General features: G+C 61.8%; 25 protein-coding genes. 10 read left to right on the forward strand and 15 right to left on the reverse strand.

Going from position 1 to position 25,087, the window contains the following annotated elements:
• Positions 1–72: 72 nt before the first annotated feature.
• The 6 genes from J1N02_RS20500 to J1N02_RS20525 form a co-directional block, all read right to left on the reverse strand.
• Positions 73–2,514, reverse strand: a complete 2,442-nt coding sequence (locus tag J1N02_RS20500) for a penicillin acylase family protein (RefSeq protein ID WP_421147672.1) — start codon at positions 2,512–2,514, stop codon at positions 73–75.
• A 142-nt stretch (positions 2,515–2,656) separates the two neighbouring features.
• Positions 2,657–3,301, reverse strand: coding sequence for a glutathione S-transferase N-terminal domain-containing protein (locus J1N02_RS20505; RefSeq protein WP_027604447.1), 645 nt, complete (start codon positions 3,299–3,301; stop codon positions 2,657–2,659).
• Between the two features lie 175 nt (positions 3,302–3,476).
• On the reverse strand, positions 3,477–3,677 hold the full coding sequence (locus tag J1N02_RS20510) for an SEC-C metal-binding domain-containing protein (RefSeq protein WP_003189235.1): 201 nt from the start codon (positions 3,675–3,677) through the stop codon (positions 3,477–3,479).
• The gene (locus J1N02_RS20515) at positions 3,674–4,156 is read right to left on the reverse strand and encodes an LEA type 2 family protein (RefSeq protein WP_027604446.1); all 483 of its coding nucleotides are present in this window, start codon (positions 4,154–4,156) and stop codon (positions 3,674–3,676) included. The genes J1N02_RS20510 and J1N02_RS20515 overlap by 4 nt, the downstream gene beginning before the upstream one ends.
• A 16-nt stretch (positions 4,157–4,172) precedes the next feature.
• A complete protein-coding gene (locus tag J1N02_RS20520) occupies positions 4,173–4,643 on the reverse strand; it encodes a YchJ family protein (RefSeq protein WP_027604445.1) in 471 nt (156 codons plus the stop codon).
• Between the two features lie 3 nt (positions 4,644–4,646).
• The gene (locus tag J1N02_RS20525) at positions 4,647–5,144 is read right to left on the reverse strand and encodes a DUF6231 family protein (protein ID WP_027604444.1); all 498 of its coding nucleotides are present in this window, start codon (positions 5,142–5,144) and stop codon (positions 4,647–4,649) included.
• Positions 5,145–5,336: 192 nt separating this feature from the next.
• Here J1N02_RS20525 and J1N02_RS20530 point away from each other — a divergent pair, with 192 nt between their 5' ends.
• Both J1N02_RS20530 and J1N02_RS20535 read left to right on the forward strand, forming a co-directional pair.
• A complete protein-coding gene (locus tag J1N02_RS20530; RefSeq protein WP_027604443.1) occupies positions 5,337–6,032 on the forward strand; it encodes an OmpA family protein in 696 nt (231 codons plus the stop codon).
• Between the two features lie 155 nt (positions 6,033–6,187).
• Complete coding sequence (locus J1N02_RS20535) at positions 6,188–6,946, forward strand: hypothetical protein (protein ID WP_108573959.1); 759 nt, start codon at positions 6,188–6,190, stop codon at positions 6,944–6,946.
• A gap of 45 nt (positions 6,947–6,991) precedes the next feature.
• On the opposite strand, the gene J1N02_RS20540 is transcribed toward J1N02_RS20535, so the two are convergent.
• Positions 6,992–7,456, reverse strand: a complete 465-nt coding sequence (locus J1N02_RS20540; protein ID WP_027604441.1) for a CopD family protein — start codon at positions 7,454–7,456, stop codon at positions 6,992–6,994.
• 99 nt (positions 7,457–7,555) lie between these two features.
• Here J1N02_RS20540 and dinG point away from each other — a divergent pair, with 99 nt between their 5' ends.
• From dinG to pdxH, 5 genes are all read left to right on the forward strand, one after another.
• Positions 7,556–9,700 (forward strand): ATP-dependent DNA helicase DinG, encoded by a 2,145-nt coding sequence (gene dinG / locus J1N02_RS20545; RefSeq protein ID WP_027604440.1) that lies wholly within the window; start codon positions 7,556–7,558, stop codon positions 9,698–9,700.
• A gap of 98 nt (positions 9,701–9,798) precedes the next feature.
• The gene (locus J1N02_RS20550; RefSeq protein ID WP_098480256.1) at positions 9,799–12,096 is read left to right on the forward strand and encodes a beta-galactosidase; all 2,298 of its coding nucleotides are present in this window, start codon (positions 9,799–9,801) and stop codon (positions 12,094–12,096) included.
• 82 nt (positions 12,097–12,178) lie between these two features.
• Positions 12,179–13,324, forward strand: a complete 1,146-nt coding sequence (locus J1N02_RS20555) for a serine hydrolase domain-containing protein (protein ID WP_092356472.1) — start codon at positions 12,179–12,181, stop codon at positions 13,322–13,324.
• A 143-nt stretch (positions 13,325–13,467) separates the two neighbouring features.
• Positions 13,468–14,631, forward strand: coding sequence for an OmpA family protein (locus J1N02_RS20560; protein ID WP_108573960.1), 1,164 nt, complete (start codon positions 13,468–13,470; stop codon positions 14,629–14,631).
• A 27-nt stretch (positions 14,632–14,658) separates the two neighbouring features.
• Positions 14,659–15,306 carry a pyridoxamine 5'-phosphate oxidase gene (gene pdxH / locus J1N02_RS20565; protein WP_027604436.1) on the forward strand — a complete coding sequence of 216 codons (648 nt, stop codon included), beginning with the start codon at positions 14,659–14,661 and terminating at the stop codon, positions 15,304–15,306.
• A gap of 36 nt (positions 15,307–15,342) precedes the next feature.
• Here the strand turns inward: pdxH and J1N02_RS20570 are convergent, their stop codons facing one another.
• Entirely contained in the window at positions 15,343–15,603 is a 261-nt protein-coding gene (locus J1N02_RS20570; RefSeq protein WP_027604435.1) for a hypothetical protein, read from the reverse strand.
• A gap of 157 nt (positions 15,604–15,760) precedes the next feature.
• Between J1N02_RS20570 and J1N02_RS20575 the strand changes: the two genes are divergently transcribed.
• Entirely contained in the window at positions 15,761–16,225 is a 465-nt protein-coding gene (locus tag J1N02_RS20575; protein WP_003189251.1) for a glycine zipper 2TM domain-containing protein, read from the forward strand.
• Positions 16,226–16,302: 77 nt separating this feature from the next.
• Here J1N02_RS20575 and nhaA read toward each other — a convergent pair whose 3' ends face one another.
• Positions 16,303–17,478 carry a Na+/H+ antiporter NhaA gene (nhaA, locus tag J1N02_RS20580; RefSeq protein WP_027604434.1) on the reverse strand — a complete coding sequence of 392 codons (1,176 nt, stop codon included), beginning with the start codon at positions 17,476–17,478 and terminating at the stop codon, positions 16,303–16,305.
• Between the two features lie 216 nt (positions 17,479–17,694).
• Here nhaA and J1N02_RS20585 point away from each other — a divergent pair, with 216 nt between their 5' ends.
• The gene (locus J1N02_RS20585; RefSeq protein WP_108573962.1) at positions 17,695–18,789 is read left to right on the forward strand and encodes a PLP-dependent cysteine synthase family protein; all 1,095 of its coding nucleotides are present in this window, start codon (positions 17,695–17,697) and stop codon (positions 18,787–18,789) included.
• Between the two features lie 61 nt (positions 18,790–18,850).
• On the opposite strand, the gene J1N02_RS20590 is transcribed toward J1N02_RS20585, so the two are convergent.
• The 3 genes from J1N02_RS20590 to J1N02_RS20600 all read right to left on the reverse strand — a co-directional run bounded on the left by J1N02_RS20590 (position 18,851) and on the right by J1N02_RS20600 (position 21,938).
• Positions 18,851–20,464: an NAD(P)/FAD-dependent oxidoreductase gene (locus tag J1N02_RS20590; protein ID WP_027604432.1), complete on the reverse strand. Its 1,614-nt coding sequence runs from the start codon at positions 20,462–20,464 to the stop codon at positions 18,851–18,853.
• A gap of 106 nt (positions 20,465–20,570) precedes the next feature.
• The gene (locus J1N02_RS20595) at positions 20,571–21,242 is read right to left on the reverse strand and encodes a COG3650 family protein (RefSeq protein ID WP_092356477.1); all 672 of its coding nucleotides are present in this window, start codon (positions 21,240–21,242) and stop codon (positions 20,571–20,573) included.
• Between the two features lie 96 nt (positions 21,243–21,338).
• Entirely contained in the window at positions 21,339–21,938 is a 600-nt protein-coding gene (locus tag J1N02_RS20600) for a short chain dehydrogenase (RefSeq protein WP_027604430.1), read from the reverse strand.
• A 103-nt stretch (positions 21,939–22,041) separates the two neighbouring features.
• Between J1N02_RS20600 and J1N02_RS20605 the strand changes: the two genes are divergently transcribed.
• Positions 22,042–22,950 carry a LysR family transcriptional regulator gene (locus tag J1N02_RS20605; RefSeq protein WP_421147673.1) on the forward strand — a complete coding sequence of 303 codons (909 nt, stop codon included), beginning with the start codon at positions 22,042–22,044 and terminating at the stop codon, positions 22,948–22,950.
• On the opposite strand, the gene J1N02_RS20610 is transcribed toward J1N02_RS20605, so the two are convergent.
• The 3 genes from J1N02_RS20610 to J1N02_RS20620 are packed head-to-tail and all read right to left on the reverse strand — an operon-like array spanning position 22,947 to position 25,080.
• Positions 22,947–23,432 (reverse strand): DoxX family protein, encoded by a 486-nt coding sequence (locus J1N02_RS20610; RefSeq protein ID WP_098480254.1) that lies wholly within the window; start codon positions 23,430–23,432, stop codon positions 22,947–22,949. The two genes, J1N02_RS20605 and J1N02_RS20610, sit on opposite strands and share 4 nt — an antisense overlap.
• Positions 23,429–24,205 carry a putative DNA-binding domain-containing protein gene (locus tag J1N02_RS20615; RefSeq protein WP_421147674.1) on the reverse strand — a complete coding sequence of 259 codons (777 nt, stop codon included), beginning with the start codon at positions 24,203–24,205 and terminating at the stop codon, positions 23,429–23,431. Before J1N02_RS20615 ends, J1N02_RS20610 begins: the two co-directional genes overlap by 4 nt.
• Positions 24,202–25,080, reverse strand: a complete 879-nt coding sequence (locus J1N02_RS20620) for a DUF692 domain-containing protein (RefSeq protein WP_421147675.1) — start codon at positions 25,078–25,080, stop codon at positions 24,202–24,204. Before J1N02_RS20620 ends, J1N02_RS20615 begins: the two co-directional genes overlap by 4 nt.
• Positions 25,081–25,087: the final 7 nt, after the last annotated feature.

Here is a 25,087-nt window from a genome sequence, read left to right on the forward strand (position 1 = left end):
TCATTTAAAAACCTTTATGGGGGGAACGCCCCCTCCCACATTTGGATCCGGTTTCACCAGGTTGAAGTCAGGTCACTTGCCTGGGGTCAGGGTCAACCTGGCCTTCCCATATACTTTCTCGAAGTTCTGCGGCTGCATCGGGAAGCTCAGGTATTGCGCCTTGAGCGACGGGTCGATGCCATTGGCGTAGTTCGGGCTGGCCGGGTTGCCGGATTGGCCGATGCCACCCTGGCCCATCATCGGCTCCAGCTGGCCGAAGTCGACGATCATGCGCAGCGCCGGCACCTGGGTGGTGTTGAAGTCCTGGCCCCAGCTGTACGGCGCCGGGTTCAAGGTGTTGTGGTCGCCACCGGACGCCAGCGGGCCGCGAATCACTTGGCCACTGGTGTTTTTCCAGGTGGTGCTGTGCAGCTTGCCCCACTGCCAGGCCTTGTGGTCAGCACCCAGTTGGCTCTCGCCGGCGGTGATCGCGGCGGCCAGGCTGCGGGCGAGGATGGCGGGTTTGTCTTCTTTTTGCGCGGTGCGCACGTCGTCCCAGAACGGGCTGTCTTCGCGGCCCAGCAGGTGGTCGGCCTGGGCGGCATAGGACAGGTTGGCGTTGCTGACAAAGGCTTTCCAGCTGTCACTGTTTTCCGGCCCCAGTTCGTCGAGGAAGATCTGCCGGGTGCTTTCCTGCAGGAACAGTTCGTAGAGCGCCGCGTCGGCGGACGTCGATACCAGGCGACCATCGAACGCCATCAGGCGCTTCAGTGCTTCCCGCGCCTTGGCCTGCTCGGGGGCTGGCAGCGCATCAATCGCCTGCTTCAAGGGCTGGGCCATACCCGGCGCCTGGAACATGGTCTTGAGCTTGGCGGCAAAGGTGGTGGTCTGGTCGTATTGCATGGCGATCATGCTGCGGCTGTCGTGCTTGCCCGCATTGGCCAGTTGCGCCAGGCGCTCGCTGCGCTCCGGCGCATCCCAGGAGTTGGATAACTGCATGCCGTAGCCGCGCGGCGCGGTGCGTTGGTTGGCGGTGCCGATCCAGCCTTGGGCCGGGTCCTGGTCATAGGGGTGCAGCATCGCGTCGGCGTAACCGTCCCAGTCAAAGCGCGTATCCCAGCCGGGCGAGGGCAGCAGGCCTTCGCCTTCGCGGCGGTTGGGGAAGCGGCCGGTGACCTGCCAGCCAATGCTGCCGGCGTCAGCGAAGACCATGTTCAAGGCAATGGCGCGAATGTTGCGGGTTGCGTCCGAGGCCTTGCCGGCGTTTTGCGCGCGGGACAGGTCGAAGAATGCGTCGAGGCTCTTGTCATCCTTGAAGTCGGCGGTTTGCAGGGCCAGGCCAAAACCGCTGGTCAGGGCCTGGCTGCTGTTGAGCAGGGCACCGTGGCGGGTTTCGTACACCACTTCGCGAATCGAGCGTTGACCCTTGACGAAGAAGGTTTCATTACGCACCGCTGCCGGCAGCCATTTTCCGTTGTTCTCGTAGTACAACGCGCTGCCCTGGCGTTTGATCTTCTCCAGGAACAGGTCCTGGGTATCGCCCTTGACCGTGCTCATGCTCCACGCCACGTTGCCGTTGAAACCGGACAACAGGGTCGGCAGGCCGGCAATCGAGGCGCCGACGGCCTGGTATTTCGGTGCGCGAATCTGCACGTAGTTCCACGGCGAGGGTGCTTGCGGCTGGGCGGCGAGGTCGCCTGCCAGCAGGCTCTTGCCGCTGCGGCTGCGTTGCGGGCCGATGGCCCAATTGCTCGACGTGGTAACCGCCAGCGAGTTGAGGCTGCTCAATTGCTGGCTGACCGCGTCCAGCCCGGCCAGGCCGGTGATCTGGCTGAGGTTCACGCCCTTGAGTTTCTCGGCCTCGGCCAGGGGGATCGGCTCATCCGGCGCGCTCGGTGTCAGCCAGGCGAGTTTGTCCACGCCGACCTTTTGCGCCAGCAGCAACGACGCCAGCTCTTCCTGCAGGTTGGCCGACTCGCTGAAATTCAGCAGGCAGAACAGCAGCGCCGAATCCTCCGGCTTCCAGTACTCAGGCTTGTAGCCGGTCTGGGCCAGGTCCGGCGGCAGCTTGTCGCGGTAGCGGAACAGGTAGGCGTTGACGCCACGGGCATACACTTCGAAGAAGCGCTTGAGACGCGGAGACGAGGCGTTGTACAGCTCGCCGGCGCTTTTTTTCAGGTTGACCGCGCGCATGAAGCGGTCCACATCCAGCACCTCAGGCCCGGACATTTCCGCCAAACGGCCCTGGGCCAGCAGGCGCAGGCTGACCATCTGGGTGATACGGTCACTGGCGTGTACATAACCGAGGCTGAACAGCGCGTCGTGGAAAGTGTTGCTTTCGATCAGCGGCATGCCCTGGGCGTTGCGGCGTATCGAAACATTCTGTGCGAGGCCCTTGATCGGCTGTACGCCGGCCACTGGCGGCAGGGTCTCCTGGGTGCTCTGGAGCTGGCAACCGGCCAGGCTTAATGCACTGGCCACTGCCGCGGCAACGCCGAACCGGGGAAGAAAATGTGAGAGGGCTGGCGAGGCCATGGCAAAGCTCCTGCGGGGGGTAGCGTCAGTAAAGGCGCTACGTTAGTGAGCGCGGTGAAACGACGCAAGCAGGAGTTTGGGTAAAGCGTTAGATCTTGAGTCGCACCGCCCCTCCCACCTGTTGACCGCGCACGACTTCAGGTCAGGATTCAGGCGGATTGACCTTTTGGACTAATTCATACGCCCGAACCGTCGCTGGCCGTTCCTTGATGCTATTGAACCAGCGATGAACGTGTGGGAAATCTTCCAGGCGCTGGCTCTGCCATTTGTGGGAAACGATCCACGGATAGATCGCCATATCGGCAATGCTGTAGTCCTCACCCGCCACGAACGCACGGTCCGCCAGACGTCGGTCCAGCACACCGTACAGACGGGCGGTTTCATCTACGTAGCGCTTGATCGCGTAGGGGATTTTCTCCGGTGCGAACTGGCTGAAATGATGGTTCTGACCCGCCATCGGCCCGAGTCCGCCCATTTGCCAGAACAACCATTGCAGGGCTTCCTGGCGACCGCGCAGGTCTTTTGGAATGAATTGGCCGGTTTTTTCCGCGAGGTACAGCAGGATCGCGCCGGATTCAAACAGCGAGATCGGCGCGCCGCCGTCGCTCGGGTTCTGATCGACGATCGCCGGGATGCGGTTGTTGGGGGCAATCTTCAGGAAGTCCGGCTTGAACTGGTCGCCCTGGCCGATGTTGATCGGGTGCACGTTGTAGGGCAGACCGGCTTCTTCCAGGAACAGCGATACTTTGTGACCGTTGGGGGTGGTCCAGTAATACAGGTCGATCATGAAGCTCTCCAAAAGTGGTGATGCTTGAGCGAATGCCTGTAGGTATAGGTAAAGGTGGGAGGGTGGAAATTCAATCAAACATTTGCGTCTACCCTTAGACGCTTTCGATTTGGAATGCGATGCAGCTGTGGAAGGGAGCGAACTCCCTCACACACACGTGGGCCCTCAGCGCGATTTACGCGCCGTGGCACTTCTTGAATTTCTTCTCACTGCCGCACGGGCAAGGATCGTTGCGGCCAACGTCCTTCAACGCATTGCGCACCGGCTCCTGGTGAGCGTGGCCGCAGTTCGGGCCGTGGACATGGCCGTGGTCGTGATCATGGTGATCATGATCATGGTTGCAGTCAGGACCATGGACATGGGGTTGCTGAGTCATCGATGTCGCTCCGGAATAAAATCGCCGGGTATTATCTCGCCATTGTGGTTCACCTGCACGTCATAACCGATGAATAATCCGGTTTTCAGTTCACCCTCCAGACGATACGGCACAGGCTGGTCGGGTTTTTTCAGCATCTGCACCACGTCGCGGATCTGCGGCCAGAGGTTGGTGCGCACCGACACCTTGAAAAATGCATGGCCCTTGGGCGGTACCGTCAGCCATTCATTGGACTCGCCTTCGGTGAGCACAAAGTCATCCAGGGTGACCTTGTAGATCAGCCCACGCACGGTCAGGTCCGAGTCGTCGCGGTTATCCACGCGAAAGTACAGCTTGAATTTCTGCTCCAGCAGCTTGGCCCGCACCACTTCGACTTTCACCAGGGAAACGTGGGGCGGGGGCGAATCGTCTTCGAACCAGGAGGCGCAACCGGTCAGGCCGAAGGTTAACGCCAGCATCAAGCTGTAGATCCGAAGCATGGCGTGAGTCCTGTGGTTAGAGATAGCTGGAACAACACTTCTTGAATTTTTGCCCACTGCCGCACAGGCACGCATCGTTGCGTCCGGTTTTCACTTCCACCGTGGGGTCGATGAAGTACCAGCGCCCTTCATTCTGTACGAAAGAAGACTGCTCGCGGTGGCTATGTTCGCCGGTGCTGTCATGCCAGCGTGCGGTGAAGGTCACGAAGGCGTGTTCCGGCTGGCCGCCGAACACTTCGGAGCTTTCAACCTCCAGGCCGAGCCAGGTGCTCTGGGCGCTCCAGGCGCCGATGGCCTCACGGTCCAGGCCAGCCTGTTGCGCGGGCAAAGTGGTGGCGACCAGATAGTCCACCAGGCCCAGCACATAGGCGCTGTAGCGTGAACGCATCAGGGCGCTGGCGCAGGGTGCCGGGTGCCCGGCGTGATAATGGCCGCAGCAGGCATCCAGCAGGTTGCCACTGCCGCAGGGGCAAATGGATGTACTCATTAATTACCACCAATACTTTCCGAAGTTTTCCGGGTTGGCCCAGAAACGGGCGTTGAGCCAGTCCGGCACCTGTTTATAGTCAAGCAGATCGTAGGTAAACAGCGTCAGCACCTGCTCATCGCGCTGGAAACGCTCGCCGGCCTGCAGCGCCAGGGAGAAGAAGTCGGTTTCCTTCCAGCCGCAGGCGCCCAGGTCCACCAGCACCGCAATGCGGCTGGCGTTGAGGTTGCGGATGCCGCCGAGCAAGGTCAGGCCTTGGGGTTTTGGCAGGTGCTCGAGGCAATCGACCACCAGCGCCAGGTCAAACCGTTGGGCCGCCAGTGCTTGCGGCAATGGCCCTGGCGCGGCGCAGAACACCTGGGTGTCAGGGTGTGCGTCCTTAAAGGCGTCCAGCGCCGGGAACTGGCTGGCACCCAACAGCAACAGGCGTTTGGGCTGGTGCAGATCGAGCAAGGCGGCCAGCGCTTGCTGGGGAGTACGGGCAGAAATACCAGCGGTCATCAGAGATCCTCACATCAGGACCCTAGAGACTAGCGCGGCTGAGCGTGCGGGCCTAGAGCGGGTGGCTGCGAAAAGTCCTACGTGGGCGACGATCCCCAATGAATACGGGGGGCTTGGCGTAGTGGCGCAGTTGAAAAGAGCGGTCTTTACTCCACCCATCGGCCCCCGCCGATCCCCTCAGGAGAAAGTCAGATGAGCATCATGCGGACAGCTCTACCCTTGGTTCTGCTAACCGGAGTATTGACAGGTTGCGCAGGCTTGCAAAAAACCGATTGGCCTACCTGTGCCGCTGTCGGCGGTGTGACCGGTGCAGCGATCGGTGCGACTGAAAGCTCGGCCTACGCAGGCTATGGCGCGTTGCTGGTCGGCGGCATGGCCGGCGCCTATTGCTGGGTGCACGGCGATGGCGACGAAGATGGCGATGGCGTGCCGGACAGCCGCGACAAGTGCCCGGGCACCCCGAAAGGCGTGCAGGTTGACGCCAATGGTTGCCCACCGGCACCGCCGGCGGCGGTGGTCGAGGAGGTGGTCGTGGTCAAGGAAGAAACCATCGTGATCCGCGATGTGCACTTCCAGTTCGACTCGGCCAAGTTGACGGCGGCGGATAAAACCAAACTTGACACCATTGCCACGCGCCTGAAACAGGAAGCCCCGAGCGCCCAGCTACGAGTCAGTGGTCACACCGACAGCGTCGGTAAAGACGCCTACAACCAGAAACTCTCGGAAAAACGTGCCCATTCGGTCACCGATTACCTGATCGGCGCCGGGGTGCCCCGCAGTGCCTTTGTATCTGTCACCGGGGCGGGCGAAAGCCATCCGGTCGCCGACAACAAGACCGCTGAAGGCCGCGCCCTGAACCGCCGCACGGAAATCCAGATCAACCGCTGACAGCCCTTGCCCCTGTGGGATCCACAGGGGCATTGCCGGCCACCCTCGCTTGAACCGCTCCCTCTCAAGTTTTTTGAACCTTCACTGGCAAATCGCCTGTAGAAGTCGTTACTGTGCGTCCAAAGAAAAATTTGAAAACATTCAGGAGCCCCATGATGCGTAAGGTTTTTCTGTTGGCCCTGTTGGTCAGCCCCGTTGCCCTGGCCCAAAGCGTCAGTGTTGAAACCAACTCATTGATGCGCCTTCCCTCCAGCACCAGCGTGTTGCAACTGGAGCGCCTGGACGTGGCGGACTACGGCACGTTGCTGATTCCGGCCACCATCAGCCAGGTCACGGTGGATGAACTGCACCTGGGCCGCGACGCACGCATCGCAATTGTTCCTGGCAATACGGCGCTGCAATTGCAGGTGCGGCATGCACAACTTGAGCAGGGCAGCCAGATCACCTCGCGCGGTGCTCCCGGCACCCATGAAAAACCGGCCAAGGCCGGGCGTGACCTGACCTTGCGCATCAACTCGCTGACGGCTGAAGAACTCTCGGTGGATGCCCGTGGCGGCGCCGGTGCCCAAGGGTATGCCGGGCTGGATGGCGCCAATGGCGTGGATCCTGGGTGCACCTGGGGCTCGGCGGGGCGCGGTTTCAATGGCGATAACGGCGGCGATGGCCTGCCGGGTGGGGCGGGTGCACAGGTGCGCGTGGAGTTGCCGAAGGACTTCCCGGCTGAACACATCAAGGTCTGGGTGGATGGCGGTGCTGGAGGTTTGGCCGGCACGGCCGGCAAGCCGGGCAAAGGCGGGGAGTCCAAAGGCTGCCTGGTGTACCGCGCCGATGGTGGCGAGAAGGGCCGGCCAGGGTTGGAAGGGCAGCCGGGGCCATCTGGGCCTGCGGGTACCGTGACTCTTCAGCGGCTCTAAGTTCTAAAGAGCTGCAAGCTTCGAGCTTGCAGCTTGTGACTGTACTCAGAACATCGGCCGAGCCGATGCAATCGCCACCACCACCAACCCCACGATCAGGTTGATCCCCACCAGCTTGCGAATCTGCCCCAGTGCAGCCGCACCCGCCGGCCAATCCTCAGCCGCCACCGCCGCCTTCAGTTGCGGAAACTTCAGCGCCTGGATACGGATAAACAACGCCGTCATCACCAGATACAAACCCATCATCACCTGCACATAGCGCGGTGCGCTTTCAAACCCGCTGAAGCGCAGGTGCAGCAGGCCGACGCCGCTGATCGGCAAAACCAGCACTGCCACCCATACCCACACGAAAAAACGTTGAAACACATTGGCCCACAGCTTGAGTCGGGCAGGGCCCTCAAGGGCCGCCACAGCGGCTGGGCGCAGGATCATCCAGGCGAAAAACATGCCGCCGACCCAGATCAGGGCGGCCAATACATGCAGGGTGTAAACGAGGCTAAACGCGGTCATTGTGGTACTCCGTTCTGCGCGGGATTAATTAGCGGGGTATGATAGCGGCCGATCCGAACCACTGAAAATTTATCCAGCGTTTTTTGCGCCCGACTATCCATGATCAGCACTGAACTCAAAACCACGATCCAGGGCGCCTACACGCGTTTTCTCGAAGCCAAGAGCTTGAAACCGCGCTACGGCCAACGCCTGATGATCGCCGAAGTGGCCAAGGTCCTCGGGGATATCGACACCGATGACGAAGGCCGCCGCGAAGGTGAGCCCGCCGTCGTGGCCGTCGAAGCCGGTACCGGTACCGGCAAGACCGTGGCCTACAGCCTGGCTGCGATCCCGACCGCCAAGGCCGCCGGCAAGCGCCTGGTGATCGCCACTGCCACCGTCGCCCTGCAGGAGCAGATCGTCTACAAAGACCTGCCCGACCTGATGCGCAACAGCGGCCTGAACTTCACCTTCGCCCTGGCCAAGGGCCGTGGCCGCTACATGTGCCTGTCCAAGCTCGACGTGCTGCTGCAGGAAGGCCACGCGCAAACCGCCACGGCGTCGCTGTTCGAGGAAGAAGGCTTCAAGATCGAGGTGGATGAGGTCAGCCAGAAGCTGTTTACCAGCATGATCGAAAAACTGGCCGGCAATAAATGGGACGGCGACCGCGACAGCTGGCCCACCGCCCTCGAAGATGCCGACTGGGCACGCCTGACCACCGACCACAGCCAGTGCACCAACCGCCATTGCCCCAACTTCGGCCAGTGCGCCTTCTACAAGGCTCGCGAAGGCATGGGCAAGGTCGACGTGATCGTTACCAACCACGATATGGTCCTGGCCGACCTGGCCCTGGGCGGCGGTGCCGTGTTGCCGGACCCGCGTGACACCCTTTACGTGTTCGACGAAGGCCATCACCTGCCCGACAAGGCTATCGGCCACTTCGCCCACTACACGCGCCTGCGTTCCACCGCCGACTGGCTGGAAACCACCGCGAAGAACCTGACCAAATTGCTCGCCCAGCACCCGCTGCCCGGCGATCTGGGCAAGTTGATCGAGCAGGTGCCGGAGCTGGCGCGGGAGATCAAGACCCAGCAACAGTTCATGTTCAGCGCCTGCGAGCAGGTGGCCGACTTCAAGCCCGGTGAAGATGTGGAAGGCCGTGAGCGCCCGCGCCACCGCTTTGTCGGTGGGATGATCCCCGAGCATATGCGCGAAATGGGCATCGAACTGAAGAAAGGCTTTTCCCGTCTTACCGACCTGTTCACCCGCCTGACTGACTTGCTCAAGGAAGGCATGGACGGTGAGGTCAACATCGGCATCGCCAGCAACCAGGCAGAGGAATGGTATCCGCTGTTCGGCAGCCTGTTGTCCCGTTCCCAGGGCAACTGGGAGCTGTGGACGGCCTTTACCGTCGAAGACCCCGAAGACAACCCGCCCATGGCCCGCTGGCTGACCCTGTCGGAAAGCGGTGCGTTGTTTGATATCGAGGTCAACGCCAGCCCGATCCTCGCCGCCGAGATGCTGCGCCGCAACCTGTGGAACGTGGCGTACGGCTGCCTGGTGACCTCGGCCACGCTGACTGCCCTGGGCACCTTCGACCGCTTCCGCATGCGCGCGGGGCTGCCGAAAAAGGCCGTCACGGCGGTGGTGCCAAGCCCGTTCCATCATGCCGACGCCGGTGTACTGCGGGTGCCCGATCTCAAGGCCGACCCACGGGATGCACCGGCGCACACCGCGGCGATCATTCGCGACCTGCCCTCCCTGGTGGAAGGTTCGCGCGGCACCCTGGTGTTGTTCTCGTCGCGCAAGCAGATGCAGGACGTGTTCGACGGCCTCGACCGCGACTGGCGCAAGCAGGTGTTTATCCAGGGCAACCTGTCCAAGCAGGAAACCCTGAACAAGCACAAGGCGCGGGTCGATGGCGGGGATTCCAGCGTGCTGTTCGGCCTGGCGAGTTTTGCCGAAGGCGTGGACTTGCCCGGTGCCTACTGCGAACACGTGGTGATCGCCAAGATCCCGTTCTCGGTGCCGGATGATCCGGTCGAGGCCGCATTGGCCGAATGGATCGAAGCGCGGGGCGGTAACCCGTTCATGGAGATCTCGGTGCCGGATGCTTCCTTGAAGCTGGTGCAGGCCTGCGGTCGCTTGCTGCGTACCGAGGAAGACCGGGGCACCATCACCTTGCTCGACCGCCGCCTGGTGACCCAGCGCTACGGCAAGGCGATCCTGAATGCGTTGCCGCCGTTCCGGCGCGAAATTTCTTAAGCCATCGTGGGCGAATTCGCCCACTTCGTGGTCTATCTCACTGCTATCGATTTATGTCATCAGGCTATTTACCGGCCGTTTGGGAGAACCTTGTTCGTATGATTCGCACGCTGCCCGCCCTTTTTGCCCTGCTGTTCACTGCGCCCTTGATGGCCGCGCCCGCGGGGCAACAGACATTGTTCAACTTCGTCCGGCCTGCCGATGTGGTCAAGGTGGCGACCCAGGACGCCAGCCTGCCGCAATACAACGCCGAACAAACCCCCGAAGGCGAGGTGTTGCGTCGCATCACCTTCAACCCGGCCGCCGAGCCGAGCCTGGTGCTCAGCCCACAGGCCGGTGCCTGGGACTGGTCGCAGTCCGGCGCCATGAGCCTGCGTATCCAGAGTGCCATGGACTGGGCGCTGACCCTCTACGTCAAGGTGCAGAGCAGCGATGGCAAGACCCTGGTCAGCCGCATCGACCTGCCGGCCGGCCCCGCCCAGACCTTGCTGGTCCCGCTGCAAGCCAGCTCGCCGTTGAGCCAGGGCATGAAGGCCGGCCCGCCGATGCCGATCACCGTGGATGGCCAGCGCGTGTTGCTGGCCAGCAGTGCTGGCGAGATCGACCGTAGCCAGGTGGTCTCGGTGACCCTGTCGATGATCAAGCCCAACGCCGCGCAAAGCATCCTGCTGGAGCGCTTTGGTGTGCAGGACAGTGAGCCGGTGCTGAAGGCGGCCTACAGCGAACTGGTGGATACCTATGGTCAGTCCACCCGTGCGCGCTGGCCGGAAAAGGTCAGCAGCGACGAACAGCTCAAGGCGGCTGCGGCAAAGGAACAAACCCAACTGCAGGGCTGGCTGGCCGCGCGTGATAAATCCGCATTGGACACGTTCGGCGGCTGGAACAAAGGGCCGGCGTTCAAGGCCAGTGGCTTTTTCCGCACCGAAAAGCGCGACGGTCGCTGGTACCTGGTGACTCCGGAAGGCCATCCGTTCTATTCCCTGGGTGTCAATACCGTGGCCCCGGACAACAGCCAGACCTACGTGGCCGGTCGTGAGTGGATGTTCGCGGCGCTGCCAAAGGCCGGCGAACCCTTCGACAAGTACTACGGCAGCGGCGATAACCGCACCGGCAATGGTGCGGGCGAAGGTCGTGGCTTCGCTGCCGGGCGTTGGTTCGATTTCTACGGCGCCAACCTGCAGCGCACTTATGGCGGCGAAGGGTTCGACCAGAAACGCTGGGTGACCCATACCCTCGATCGCCTGCAAGCCTGGGGTTTCAACACCGTCGGCAACTGGAGCGACGGCGCGTTGGCCACTGCCGATCGAGTGCCGTACACCTTGCCGCTGTCGATCGTCGGCGACTACGCCAGTATCAGCACCGGCACCGACTGGTGGGGCGGCATGCCCGATCCGTTCGATCCGCGTTTCGCCATGGCGACCGAGCGCGCGGTGGCCATTGCCGCCCGCGACCACCGCGACGACCCCTGGCTGATCGGCTTCTTTGCCGACAACGAACTGGCCTGGGCCGGCCCCGGCGATGATCCGAAATCCCGCTACGCCCTGGCCTACGGCACCTTGCGCATGACCACCGACGTACCGGCCAAGCGCGCGTTTCTCAAGCAATTGCGTGACAAGTACCGCAACGAGCAAGGCCTGTCGAAAGCCTGGGGCATCGAGTTGGCGGGGTGGGAGCTGATGGAAGATCCGGGCTTCGAACCGCCGATGCCCAACCCTGAACACCCGGAAATCGAAGCTGACTTCAAATACTTCCAGAAGACCTTCGCCGATGCCTACTTCAAGACCATCTCCGACTCGCTGAAATGGCACGCCCCCAACCAACTGCTGCTGGGCGGGCGTTATGCGGTGAGTACGCCGGAGGCCGTGGCGTCGTGCGCGCAGTATTGCGATGTGCTGAGTTTCAACATGTACACGCTCAAACCCCAGGACGGCTATGACTTTGCCGCGCTTCGTGCACTGGACAAGCCGGTGTTGATCACTGAATTCAACTTCGGCTCTGCGGACCGTGGCCCGTTCTGGGGCGGCGTGACCCAGTTGGCCAGGGAAGAAGAGCGTGGCGTGGCATATGCCAACTTCCTCAAGCAAGCCATGGCCGAGCCGTCCATTGTCGGTGTGCATTGGTTCCAGTACCTGGACCAGCCGGTGACCGGCCGGTTGCTGGACGGTGAAAACGGCCACTTCGGCCTGGTGGGTATCACTGACGTACCGTTCCAGGGGTTTGTCGACAGTGTGCGTAAAAGCAACCTGGCGGCGGTGGATCAACTGGGCAAGGAAGCGGAAAAGGCCAAGGCCGCCAGCACGGTTCATGAAAGCGAAGGCAGCAAACCTGGACGTGAGGGCAAAGGCCCGGGGCAGGGCGCCGGACACGCCGGTGGGCATTCGGGAAATGGTCATTGATTCATTGTTGACGGGTTCACAAATCCCACAATGGCTGGAACAATGTCGGCCACTTTTTACGGTGTTTTCCTAGGGGGCTTAGGTGCAGGTTCAGGGTCATTACGAGCTCCAGTTCGAAGCGGTGCGTGAAGGGTTCGCCGCGTTGTTCGATGACCCGCAGGAGCGTGGCGCCGGGCTCTGCATCCAGGTCGGCGGCGAAACCGTCGTTGACCTGTGGGCCGGTACCGCCGACAAGGACGGTACCGAGGCCTGGCACAGCGACACCATCGTTAACCTGTTTTCCTGCACCAAGACCTTCACCGCTGTCACGGCCCTGCAACTGGTGGCCGAGGGCAAGTTGCAATTGGACGCGCCAGTGGCCAGGTACTGGCCTGAGTTCGCTGCTGCCGGCAAGGAAAACATTACGCTGCGCCAGTTGCTCTGCCATCAGGCCGGGTTGCCGGCCATCCGCGAGATGCTGCCCACCGAAGCCTTGTACGACTGGCAATTGATGGTCGACACCCTGGCAGCCGAAGCCCCCTGGTGGACGCCGGGCCAGGGCCATGGCTACGAGGCGATCACCTACGGTTGGCTGGTCGGCGAATTGCTGCGCCGCGCCGATGGGCGTGGGCCGGGTGAGTCCATTGTGGCGCGGGTGGCACGGCCGCTGGGGCTGGACTTCCACGTGGGCCTGGCCGACGAAGAGTTTTATCGTGTTGCACATATAGCGCGCAGCAAAGGCAATATGGGCGATGAAGCCGCGCAGCGTTTACTGCAAGTAATGATGCGCGAGCCCACCGCGATGACGACGCGGGCATTTGCCAACCCACCGTCTATTCTCACCAGTACTAATAAACCTGAATGGCGACGCATGCAGCAGCCGGCGGCAAATGGTCACGGTAATGCGCGTAGCCTGGCGGGTTTTTATAGTGGTTTGTTGGACGGTAGTTTGCTGGAAGCCGACATGCTCGAAGAATTGACCCGTGAACACAGTATCGGGCCGGATAAAACATTATTGACACAAACCCGCTTCGGGCTGGGCTGCATGTTGGATCAACCACAGTTGCCCAATGCTACATTTGGCCTTGGCGCCCGTGCGTTCGGGCATCCAGGCGCCGGCGGCTCGGTGGGTTTTGCCGACCCTGAGCATGATGTAGCGTTTGGTTTCGTGACTAATACATTGGGGCCTTATGTACTTATGGACCCACGGGCACAGAAGTTGGTCGGAATATTGGCCGGTTGTCTGTAAACCCCTTGCTGTTTCACATTTTTTTGTTACAAAGGCAACTATAAGAAGGCGCTGAACGAAATGATGTAACTTTAATGTTCTGTAAGCGTCTGTTTAACGGGTCATCGAGACCCCCGTTTCTTTTCTCATTTTGTGGATATCTCATGTTATCGAACAAGTCCTTGGCACTGGCGCTTTGCCTCACTATTACCGGTTGCGCACAAACTCCACAAAATGATGCCGAGGGTGGGCATTGGTGGTCATTTGGATCGGATAAGGCCACGACCAAGGACGCAGTGACCCAAACCGACGCCAAGCCGGATGCCAAGCCCGCTGCCGGCGCCAAGCCTGCCGCACCTGTAGCCGCTGCTGCTGCGCCTGTCGCCTCCGCGCCAGCGCCGGCCGCCAAGGCTGAGACCGGTTCCAGCTGGTGGCCGTTTTCCTCCAAGAGCGCCGACGAGAAGGCCGCTGATGCCAAGGCTGACCTGAAAGCCGACCTCAAGGCCGCGACCCCGGCTCCAGATGCCGCGCCTGCCGTCGCCAAGACCGACAGCGAAACCCACTGGTGGTGGCCGTTCGAAAGCAAACCCAAGCCATTGGCCAAGGTCGACGTGACCAATGTGCCAATGCCTGACCCGAAAATCACCCAGGCCTGGTTGGACGACTATGAGCCGCGCCTGCGCGCCGCCATCAAGGACAGCAACCTGCAGCTGGAACGTCGCGATAACGTACTCGTGGTGATTGCTCCGGTAGACGGCTCCTACAACCCGAAACGCCCGGCGATGCTGCTGCCGGTTACCCTGGGGCCGTTCACTCGCGTCGCCAAGGCGGTTGAAGCCGATCCAAAAACCGCTGTGCTGGTGCTGGGCCACGTGGATGCCACCGGTACCGCGCCTGCCAGCCAGGCGTTGACCAAGGAGCGTGCGCAGTCCATCGCCTCGATCTTCAGCCTCAGCGGCCTGAAACAGGACCGCCTGATGCTGCGTGGCATGGGTGACCTGATGCCACGTGCCGCCAACGACAGCACCCAGGGCCGCGCGCTGAACCGCCGCATGGAAATCATGTTCACCCAGCGCACGACCATGCTGGCGCTGTTGAGCAAGTATCAATCGGGCAAGACCCCGCCTGTAGCCGAAATGGTTGCGGTGCAGAACGTTCCAGCCCCGGCCCCGGCCGCCAAGACCCCGGCTAAAAAGGCACCCGCAGCTAAAAAGGCGGCTGCCAAGCCCGCGGCTAAAAAAGCCCCGGCCAAGCCCGCTGCGAAGAAACCGGCCCCGGCCAAAGCCAAGGCTGCTGCACCGGCTGCGAATGACCAGGCGAAAAACTGATCCGCTGAACCACAAGGATAAAGCCGCATGACCCAGGCACTGGCCGATATGCGCCGTGACTACACACGGGACGGTTTGAGCGAGGCCCAGGCCCCGAACGAGCCGTTTGCGTTGTTCCACCAGTGGTTTGCCGATGCGGTGAAAACCGAGCAGCCACCGGTGGAAGCCAATGCCATGACCCTGGCTACGGTCGACCAGGACGGTCGCCCGCACTGCCGCATCCTGCTGCTCAAGGGCCTGGATGCGCAGGGCTTTACCTTCTTCACCAACTATCAGAGCGCCAAGGGCGAACAGCTCGCGGCGCGGCCGTTTGCGGCCATGACGTTCTTCTGGCCGACCCTGGAGCGCCAGGTGCGTATTGAAGGGCGGGTGGTCAAGGTCACGCCTGAGGAGTCCGACGCTTATTATCAGGTCCGCCCCCTGGGCAGTCGTTTAGGCGCCTGGGCCTCCCCGCAGAGCCAGGTCATTCGTGACCGTGAAGAACTGCAGGACCTGCTCAAGGCCACCGAACAGCGTTTCAGCGATACCCAGCCCGACTGCCCCGAGCATTGGGGTGGCTATCGCCTGCTGCCGGAGCGCATCGAGTTCTGGCAAGGCCGCGCCAGCCGCCTGCATGACCGCCTGAACTACCGCCTGCAAGGGACCGAATGGACCCGCGAGCGCCTGGCGCCCTGAGCGGCACCTTTCGTCACCCCACTGGAATGATATCGATCACACCGAAGTCTCTGTTGAAGAGGCTTCGGCTGTGTAGTGCTGTGCGGCGTTCTTCAGCCACTGCGGCAACTCGCTTCGCTTGATCTTCGAGATCCGTGCCTGCTCCAGTTGTTGCAGCATAAAGGCACGCTTGTGCAGGTCGTCGCCTGCGAGGGACAGTGCCAGGTCGCGGTCTATCCAGCGTCTGATCCGCAGGTACAGCCAGCCGTGGAAGTACAGGCCGGCGACGGTAGTGACTACAATGATGAAATAGTCCATGAAGTTCCTGGTTACGATGAGAGTGCTACCGTTGGTCGGTATTTTGGCTACGGGCAGTCTGTACTGAGGCTGAATGAAAGCAATTTCCTGCCGGGCTTGTCGTGACAGGCGTCAAGCTGCAGCGTCTAATGAATACCTGTCCTTTGGAGTTGATGCTATGCGTAAGTCCGTTTTACTGGTTGCCTGCTTTACCACGCTGTCGTTGCTGCTGGGTGGCTGCGCCTCGAGTCTGACCGGCGACTCGTACTCCCGTGACGAAGCGCGTCGTGTACAGACCGTTCGCATGGGCACCATTGAATCCCTGCGTCCGGTAAAAATCGAAGGCACCAAGACCCCAATCGGCGGCGCTGCCGGCGCGGTCATCGGTGGCGTTGGCGGCAGCGCCATCGGCGGTGGCCGTGGCAGTATCGTGACTGCCGTGATAGGCGCCGTTGCCGGCGGCCTGCTGGGCTCGGCTACCGAAGAAGGCCTGACCCGCACCCAGGGCGTGGAAATCACCGTTCGCGAAGACGACGGCAGCATGCGTGCCTACGTGCAAGCCGTGCAGGAAAATGAAATCTTCCGCATCGGTGATCGCGTCCGCATCATGACCGTTGATGGCACCAGCCGCGTTACTCGCTGACCGGTAAGCCGCAGGCAAAAGAAAAACCCCAACCGGGTGACCGGTTGGGGTTTTTTATGGGCTGCGTTTCAGTCGGCTCAGGCTTTTTTGCGACTCGCTATCGCCGTCACCCCATACCCAATACACGCTGCGAGTATCGACCCGGTCAGGATCCCCATTCGATCCTCCCCGGCAAACTCACTGGCACCCGGCACAAACGCCAGGGAGCCGACGAACAGGCTCATGGTGAAGCCGATGCCACACAGGATCGCCACGCCGAAGACCTGGCCCCAGTTGGCGCCGCTGGGCAGCGCGGCAAGGCCGGTCTTGATGGCCAGCCAGGTGAGGCCGAACACGCCGACGGTCTTGCCGATCAGCAGGCCGGCGGCAATGCCCATGGGCACGTGGTGGGTGAAGCTTTCCAGGCTGACCCCGGTGAGTGACACCCCGGCGTTGGCGAAGGCGAACAGCGGCAGGATGCCGTAGGCCACCCACGGATGCAGGGCGTGTTCCAGCGTCAGCAGCGGCGAGGGCTCGGCATTCCTGGTGCGCATCGGGATGCAGAACGCCAGGGTCACGCCGGCCAGGGTGGCGTGCACGCCGCTCTTGAGTACGCACACCCACAGGATCAGGCCGATGATCAGGTAGGGACCGAGCTTGATCACGCCCAGGCGGTTCATTGCAATCAAGGCAACCAGGCAGGCGCCCGCGCCGGCCAGGGCTGCACCGGACAGGTCGGCGGAATAGAACACTGCAATAACAATGATCGCGCCCAGGTCGTCGATGATGGCCAGGGTCATCAGGAACAGCTTCAACGATACCGGCACCCGTTTGCCCAGCAATGCCAGGACGCCCAACGCGAAGGCGATGTCGGTGGCCATCGGGATTGCCCAGCCGGAGAGGGCGGCGGGGTAGTCCTTGTTGATTGCCCAGTAGATCAGCGCCGGCACCACCATGCCGCCGATGGCGGCTGCGCCGGGCAGCACCACTTGCGAAGGCTTGGACAGGTGGCCGTCAAGCAGCTCGCGCTTGACCTCCAGGCCGATCAGCAGGAAGAACAGGGCCATCAGGCCATCGTTGATCCACAGCAGCGCGGGCTTGGCGATTTGCAGTGCGCCAATCTGGGCCACCACCGGCACGTCGAGAAACGCGCCATACAGGTGCGACAACGGAGAGTTGTTGATGATCAGCGCCAAGGCGGCAGCGGCGATCAACAACAGGCCGCTGGCGGCTTCCAGCTGGAAGAAACGGGTAAAAGTGCTACGCAGAGGCAAGGGATGCTCTCCAATCCAGGTTCAATAGGTGGGTACCCTAACCCGTACCGTTAGTTGTTAAAACAAAAGTTATATTCTTATTTGTTATAAGGGATGGGGTAGGGTGGCGTAGCGCCAAAGCCTAGCAATTGTGTGTCCAATTGAGTCGTCACTGTATCTGTGTGCAGTGTAGGAAACATCCTAAGATCGGTGCTGAAATCCTTAGAGTTCTTCCTTATGAGCGACCACCGTCCCTGGGCCCGCGAAGCCATTCGCATCATCGAAGCGGACTTCCAACGCAGTGCTGACACGCATCTGATTCCGTTACCGCTGCCGGGCCTGCCGGGCATCGAGTTGTACTTCAAGGATGAATCCAGCCACCCCACCGGCAGCCTGAAGCATCGGCTGGCCCGTTCGCTGTTCCTGTACGCGCTGTGCAATGGCTGGCTCAAGCCGGGCGCACCGGTCATTGAAGCATCCAGCGGCTCGACGGCGATTTCCGAAGCGTATTTTGCCCGGCTGCTCGGGGTGCCGTTCATTGCGGTGATGCCCGCCACAACATCCCAGGAAAAGATCGCGCAGATTGCCTTCTACGGCGGCAAAAGCCATCTGGTACAGGATCCCACGCAGATCTACGCCGAGTCCGAACGCCTGGCCCAGGAAAGCGGCGGTCATTTCATGGATCAGTTCACTTATGCCGAGCGTGCCACCGACTGGCGGGCGAACAACAACATCGCCGAGTCGATCTTCCAGCAGATGCGCTTTGAGCGGCACCCGGAACCGAGCTGGTTGATTTCCAGCCCCGGTACCGGCGGCACCACCGCCACCCTGGGTCGTTATGTGCGTTATCGCCAGCACTGCACCCGCGTGTTGTGTGCCGACGCCGAGCGCTCGGTGTTTTTCGATTTCTACCAGAGCGGTGACGCCAGCCTGCGCCTGGACTGTGGTTCGCGAATCGAAGGCATTGGCCGGCCACGGGTCGAGGCGTCGTTTTTGCCCAAGGTGATTGATGCGATGGTCAAGGTGCCGGATGCGCTGTCGCTGGCGGCCATGCATTACCTGGCTGAGCGCCTGGGGCGGCGAGTCGGCGGTTCCAGCGGGACCAACCTGATTGGCGCATTAATGGCGGCGCAGCAGATGAAAGCGGCAGGGGAGTCAGGTTCGATCGTGGCGATCTTGTGTGATGGGGGCGAGCGGTATGCAACGACCTATTACGACCAGGCGTGGTTGGCGGGGCAGGGCTATGCGCTCGAGGGGTTGATCACGGCCGTGGCCGCCAGTGTGGAGCAGGGTGAACCATTGCCCGCCAGCATCCTGCGCGCGAATATCTGACCCGATGCAAACCAAATGAGGGAGGGGGCAAGCCGCCTCCCTCATTTAATTTGCGCTGTTCTCAGGCCTCGATACCCAACATATCCCGTGCCAACGCCTCGGCAATCCGAATCCCGTCGACACCGGCCGACAGAATCCCGCCCGCATACCCAGCGCCTTCACCGGCCGGGAACAGGCCTTTCACGTTCAGGCTCTGCATCGATTCGTCACGGGTAATCCGCAGCGGTGACGAGGTGCGCGTCTCGATCCCCGTCAGCACGGCATCGTGCAGCGAGTAGCCCTTGATCTGCTTCTCGAACGCCGGCAGTGCTTCGCGGATCGCTTCGATGGCGAAGTCCGGCAAGGCCAGGGCCAGGTCGCCCAGGGCCACCCCTGGCTTGTAGGACGGTTCCACACTGCCGATGGCCGTGGATGGCTTACCGGCGATAAAGTCGCCGACCAACTGTGCCGGAGCCTCGTAGTTGCTGCCGCCGAGGATGTAGGCGTGGGACTCCAGGCGCTCCTGCAACTCGATACCCGCCAGCGGGCCGCCTGGGTAATCCACTTCCGGCGTGATGCCGACGACGATGCCGGAGTTGGCATTGCGCTCGTTACGCGAGTACTGGCTCATGCCGTTGGTCACCACGCGGTTCGGCTCGGAGGTCGCTGCCACCACGGTGCCACCCGGGCACATGCAGAAGCTGTAGACCGAACGGCCGTTCTTGGCGTGGTGCACCAGCTTGTAGTCGGCGGCGCCCAGCTTCGGGTGCCCGGCATATTTGCCCAGGCGCGCGGCGTCGATCAGCGATTGCGGGTGTTCGATCCGGAACCCCACCGAGAACGGTTTGGCTTCCATGTAGACGCCACGGCCATGGAGCATGCGGAAGGTGTCGCGGGCGCTGTGGCCGAGGGCCAGGATCACATGTTTGGAGAGGATCTGCTCACCACCGTCGATGACCACGCCATTCAACTGGCCGTCTTCGATCAGCACGTCGGTCACCCGTTGCTCGAAACGCACTTCACCGCCCAGGGCGATGATCTGCTCGCGCATGTTTTCTACCACGCCGGTCAGGCGGAAGGTACCGATGTGGGGCTTGCTGACGTAGAGGATTTCTTCCGGCGCGCCGGCCTTGACGAACTCGTGCAGGACTTTGCGGCCGTGGAATTTCGGGTCCTTGATCTGACTGTAGAGCTTGCCGTCGGAGAAGGTCCCGGCGCCGCCTTCACCGAACTGCACGTTGGACTCGGGGTTGAGCACGCTTTTGCGCCACAGGCCCCAGGTGTCCTTGGTGCGCTGGCGTACTTCCTTGCCGCGTTCGAGGATGATCGGCCTGAAACCCATCTGCGCCAGCAACAGCCCGGCGAAGATACCGCACGGGCCAAAACCGACTACCACAGGCCGTTCGACCAAGCCTGCCGGGGCCTGGCCCACCACCGTGTAGCTGACGTCCGGCGCCGGGTTGACGTTGCGGTCATCGGCAAACTTGAGCAGCAGGGCGGCCTCACCCTTCACATTGAGGTCGATGGTGTAGATGAAGCACAGCTCCGACGACTTTTTGCGCGCGTCGTAGCTGCGTTTGAACAGGGTGAAATCGAGCAGGTCATCACTGGCGATGCCCAGGCGCTGCACGATGGCAGGCCGCAGGTCTTGTTCGGGATGGTCGATGGGCAGCTTGAGTTCGGTGATTCGTAACATGACGGGATCCGGTAGGCGGCGGACAAAGAGGCCGGCTGTTTTGCAAACCGGCGATTATAAGCCCCAATGGCGGTTTTCCGTCAGGTTAAAACAGCGCAGCGCTGAATCAGTCGTCCCGGGAACCACCAAACGCCGCGCAACCGCGCTGTACCTGGCCGTTGACGCGCAATTCCGCCGTCATGTGTTGCAGGCTGCCGCTGACGCTGTCGATGCAGCGCTGGGGCGCGACCCACAGTTCGATGTGCTGGTTGTTGGCTTCGGTCATCAGGTTGAAGCGGCCGTCGCCGATCTGCTCTTCGACATAAGGCACCGCCAGTGGCGGCTGGCCTTCACGCTCGAGCACCATGCCCTTGGCGGTGACGTTCATGGCCCAGGCTGGCTTGTGGCCGTTGGCCCGCAGGGTCATGCGCTTGAAGTCCGGGTCGGTGCAGGCAGAGGTCGAGCGCTCTACGCGGTAGAGTTGTTGCAGGTCGACGCTGCCCTGGGTGCCGCTGGCGACGCCCGAGAACTTGCCACGCAAATCGGCAAACAATGCCCCTTGCTGGCCGGCCAGGGACGCCGCTTCCTGCAGGATGCTGGTGCCACTGGTGTCGTTGACGACATAGTTGCGTTTATCGTCGCACGGCTGGAACAGCAGCTTGCTACCTACCGCCGTGAGTTCGCCCTGCATGCGGGTCAACCCGGCGGTAGACGGCTTGGTCGGCTCGTTTTCGAACATCTGGCAAGCGGCTAACACAGGAAGCAAGGCAAACAGGGCGAGGTTACGGGCGGCACGCATGATCGGGTCTCCAGACAAGTGCCGCCACGTTACGCAGGCTGGCGTTGCATCACAACCCCGCAGCCCTGCTTCAGGCAATTCTTACAATGGTTACATTCAGCCAACAATAAATGTCTGGCCGGTCTGTAAGCCCTCCACGCTTTTTGCATAGGCCAATGCCACATCGGCCCCCGGAACCGGTTTATAGCCACGGAAGTACGGTGCGTAGCTGCCCATGGCCTCCACCAGCACGGTCGGGCTCACGGAGTTGATGCGCAGCCCCCGTGGCAATTCGATTGCCGCGGCTTTGATAAACGCGTCGAGTGCGCCATTGACCAGCGCAGCCGAAGCGCCAGTACGGATCGGGTCACGGTTGAGAATGCCACTGGTGAAGGTGAACGACGCGCCGTCGTTGGCATACTCGCGGCCGATCAACAGCAGGTTGACCTGGCCCATCAGCTTGTCACGCAGGCCCAGTTCAAAGTCGCTTTCGCCCATATCCCCCAGCGCCACGAAATTCACGTTGCCTGCAGTGCAGACAAGTGCATCGAATTTGCCGGTCTGCTCGAACAGGTTGCGGATCGAGGTGCTGTCGCTGATATCCACCTGGAAGTCGCCGCTGCTGCGGCCAATGCTGGTCACCTCGTGACGCTGGGCCAGTTCGGCCTTGACTGCCGAGCCGACGGTGCCACTGGCGCCAATCAATAGGATTTTCATGGGGCTGTCCCTCCAGGAGTAAGTGAAGGTTCAGTCTAGAGTGGCTTTTTAAGCGGATAAACGTGCTAATAGGCAACCTTTGGTTTTCAAATGGAAACAGTCCATGAGCGAGATGGATGACCTGGCGGCCTTTGCCGTACTGATCGAAGCCGGCAGTTTTACCGTGGCGGCCGAGCAACTGGGCTGCAGCAAGGGCCAGTTGTCCAAGCGCATCAGCCATTTGGAAGCGCAGTTCAGCGTGGTCTTGCTGCACCGCACCACACGCAGGCTCAGCCTGACCGCCGCCGGTGCGGCGCTGTTGCCCCAGGCGCAAGCGCTGGTGGTGCAGGTGGATCGCGCCCGACAGGCATTGGCGCGTCTCAAGGACGATTTGGCCGGGCCTGTGCGTATGACGGTTCCGGTTTCATTAGGGGAAACCTTCTTCGATGGTTTGTTGCTGGAGTTTTCCAAGCAGTATCCCCAGGTGCAGATCGAGCTGGAGCTCAACAACAGCTACCGAGACCTGGCGCGAGACGGCTTTGACCTGGGGGTGCGTTCGGGGGTGATTGAAAACGAGCGTCTGGTGGCCAGGCCGCTGCTGGCCTGGCACGAGATGACCTGCGCCAGTCCCGCTTACCTGAAGCAACATGGCGAACCCCTGACCCCTGGGGATCTTGCGGCGCACAGCTGTTTACTCAACAGCCACTACAGCGGTCGCGAGGAATGGCTTTATCACCAGCAGCACGAGTTGTTGCGGGTGAGGGTGAGCGGCACCTTTGCCTCCAACCATTACAACTTGCTGAAGAAGGCCGCCCTGGTAGGGGCCGGAATCGCCCGCTTGCCGTCCTACGTGCTGCCCACGGAATTGGCTGACGGCCGATTGCGTTGGCTCCTGCGTGATTACCAGACGCGGAGTATGCCGATGTACCTGGTCCATCCTTATCAAGGCGGCCTGCCGAGACGTACCCAAGTATTGGCCGACTACCTGGTGGACTGGTTCAAGCGCAGCGGCGAGGCGCTGGATCGGCTTTAACGGTAGCGGCGCGCAATCAGGTGATCGATAGACAGGCTGCCCGGGCCTTTGGCGACTAAAAGCAACAGCAGCGCCATCCAGGTGCCGTGGGTGGGGTAGGCGTCCGGGTAGACGAACAACTGAATGACCAGGGTCATCCCGATCAAGGCCAGGGCTGAGAAGCGCGTGGCCAGGCCCACCAGGATCAGCACCGGGAAAAAGTGCTCGGCAAACGCCGCCATGTGCGCGGCGACTTCCGGCGACAGCAATGGCACGTGGTATTCACTGCGAAACAGCGGCAATGTCGAGGCGGCGAGTTTGGGGGGACCGAGTTCGAACGTGCCGTTGATCAGGTCAATGGCAAGGCCTTCGACCTTGGTTTGCCCGGACTTCCAGAACACCGCCGCTATTGAGAAGCGCGCAATAAACGCGATCAGGCTGTAAGGGATTTTCTCGAAAAGCGCGATGGCCTGCTTGATCAGGCACGAAGCGGAAGTGTTCATGGCGATACCTGTTGTTCTGGGAGCAGATGACTGAGTGCGTCGTGGTTGATCAGCAGCGTGAGGCATTGGTGCAGGTCGAATTCGGCGCTGGCCTCGAGGGCATTTGCGACGGCCATTTCCAGCGCCGAGCCGCGTTTCAGGCTATTGATAAAGGCGACCGAGCCGCCGTCGATGGCGAAGACCTTGACGCTCAACCCTTGGCGCAACACCAGCGCGCTCTGGGCATGCCAGGGATCCAGGGTGGCCAGGGCGCCCTCGGTCTGGTGTGCCGCCCATGCTGCAACCACTGCGTAGGCGGAATTCAATGTGCCAACGGACGGGTGCAGTTGCAGATGCAGCGCCCCCGGCTTCGTGTGGGCTTGCAGTTGCTGCAGAACGGCTTGCGGATCCACCACGGCTGTATCCGCTGCGTGATAAGCGCGAACCCGCAAGCGTTCCAACCGGGCGACATCGGCCAGGTAGGGCACGCTGGCGGCCGGTTCAAAACCTTGGATAAAGTCGGCGAATGTGCCGCCGTACTCGCTGATCAGCGGGCTGGCGGGCGGGTAGGCCTGGACGAAAATGCCGGCCATGGCGCGGAAAAATTCATCGCCGACCAATTGCGCGGTTACGGGGTATGCGGTTGCCAGCGCATTGATCAACGAGTTGTGAACATTGTTGCGATACACCGCAAAACGACTGGCCGGGTCGGCCCCGTTGCTGCTGAACAGGCCGTCGGGGCAAGGTTGGCCGGGCGCCAGCAAGGCGCTGGAAAAGGCGTCGTGAAGGCTCATGGGTGGACCTGCGATAAGTACCGTTCAGCGTGCTGGGCTTCCGCGCATAGCACGCTGAAGGCCGGCACTTGGTTGTCGCGCTCGATCAGGGTTGCGACCGGGCCCGTCAGCGCGAGTACGTGTTCGTACAGCAGCCACACCGCGTTATCGATGGGCGCGCCATGGTCATCGATCAGCAGGCGATCGCCCAGGCTGTCGGTGTCTTCGGCGAAGCCGGCCAGATGAATCTCACCCACGGCGCGCAATGGTAGGGCGTGGATGTAGGCCAGAGGGTCGCGCTGGTGGTTTATGCACGACACGTAGACGTTGTTCACGTCCAGCAGCAGGCCGCAGCCGGTGCGGCGGATGATCTCGCTGATGAAGTCGGTCTCGTCCAGGGTCGAGCGCTGGAACTGCAGGTAGGTCGATGGATTCTCCAGCAGCATCGGCCGCTTGAGGGTGCTCTGTACCTGGTCGACGTGCTCGCAAACTCGACTCAAGGTGGTGGCGTCATAAGCCAGGGGCAGCAGGTCGTTGAGAAACACCGGGCCGTGGCTGGACCACGCCAGGTGTTCGGAAAATGAGTGGGGTTGGTAGCGTTCGATCAATGCGGCCAAGCGCCCCAGGTGCTCACGGTTGAGCGGGCCTTCGCCACCGATGGACAGGCCCACGCCGTGCAACGACAGGGGGTAGCGTTCGCGAATCAACCCCAGGTAGTGATGAAACGGGCCGCCGGCCACCATGTAGTTTTCGGCGTGCACTTCAAAAAAACCGATGTCGGGCGAAGTATCGAGCACTTCCTTGAAGTGCTCGTGCTTCAGCCCCAGCCCGGTCCGATAGGGGAGCCCGGGCATCTGAATCGGTGAGACTGTGGGCAGGAGTGAAAGCGTCATCATCCGTACT

The organism is Pseudomonas sp. NFX5, assembly GCF_049132125.1.
In the GTDB taxonomy this organism is placed as follows: Bacteria; Pseudomonadota; Gammaproteobacteria; order Pseudomonadales; family Pseudomonadaceae; genus Aquipseudomonas; species Aquipseudomonas marginalis.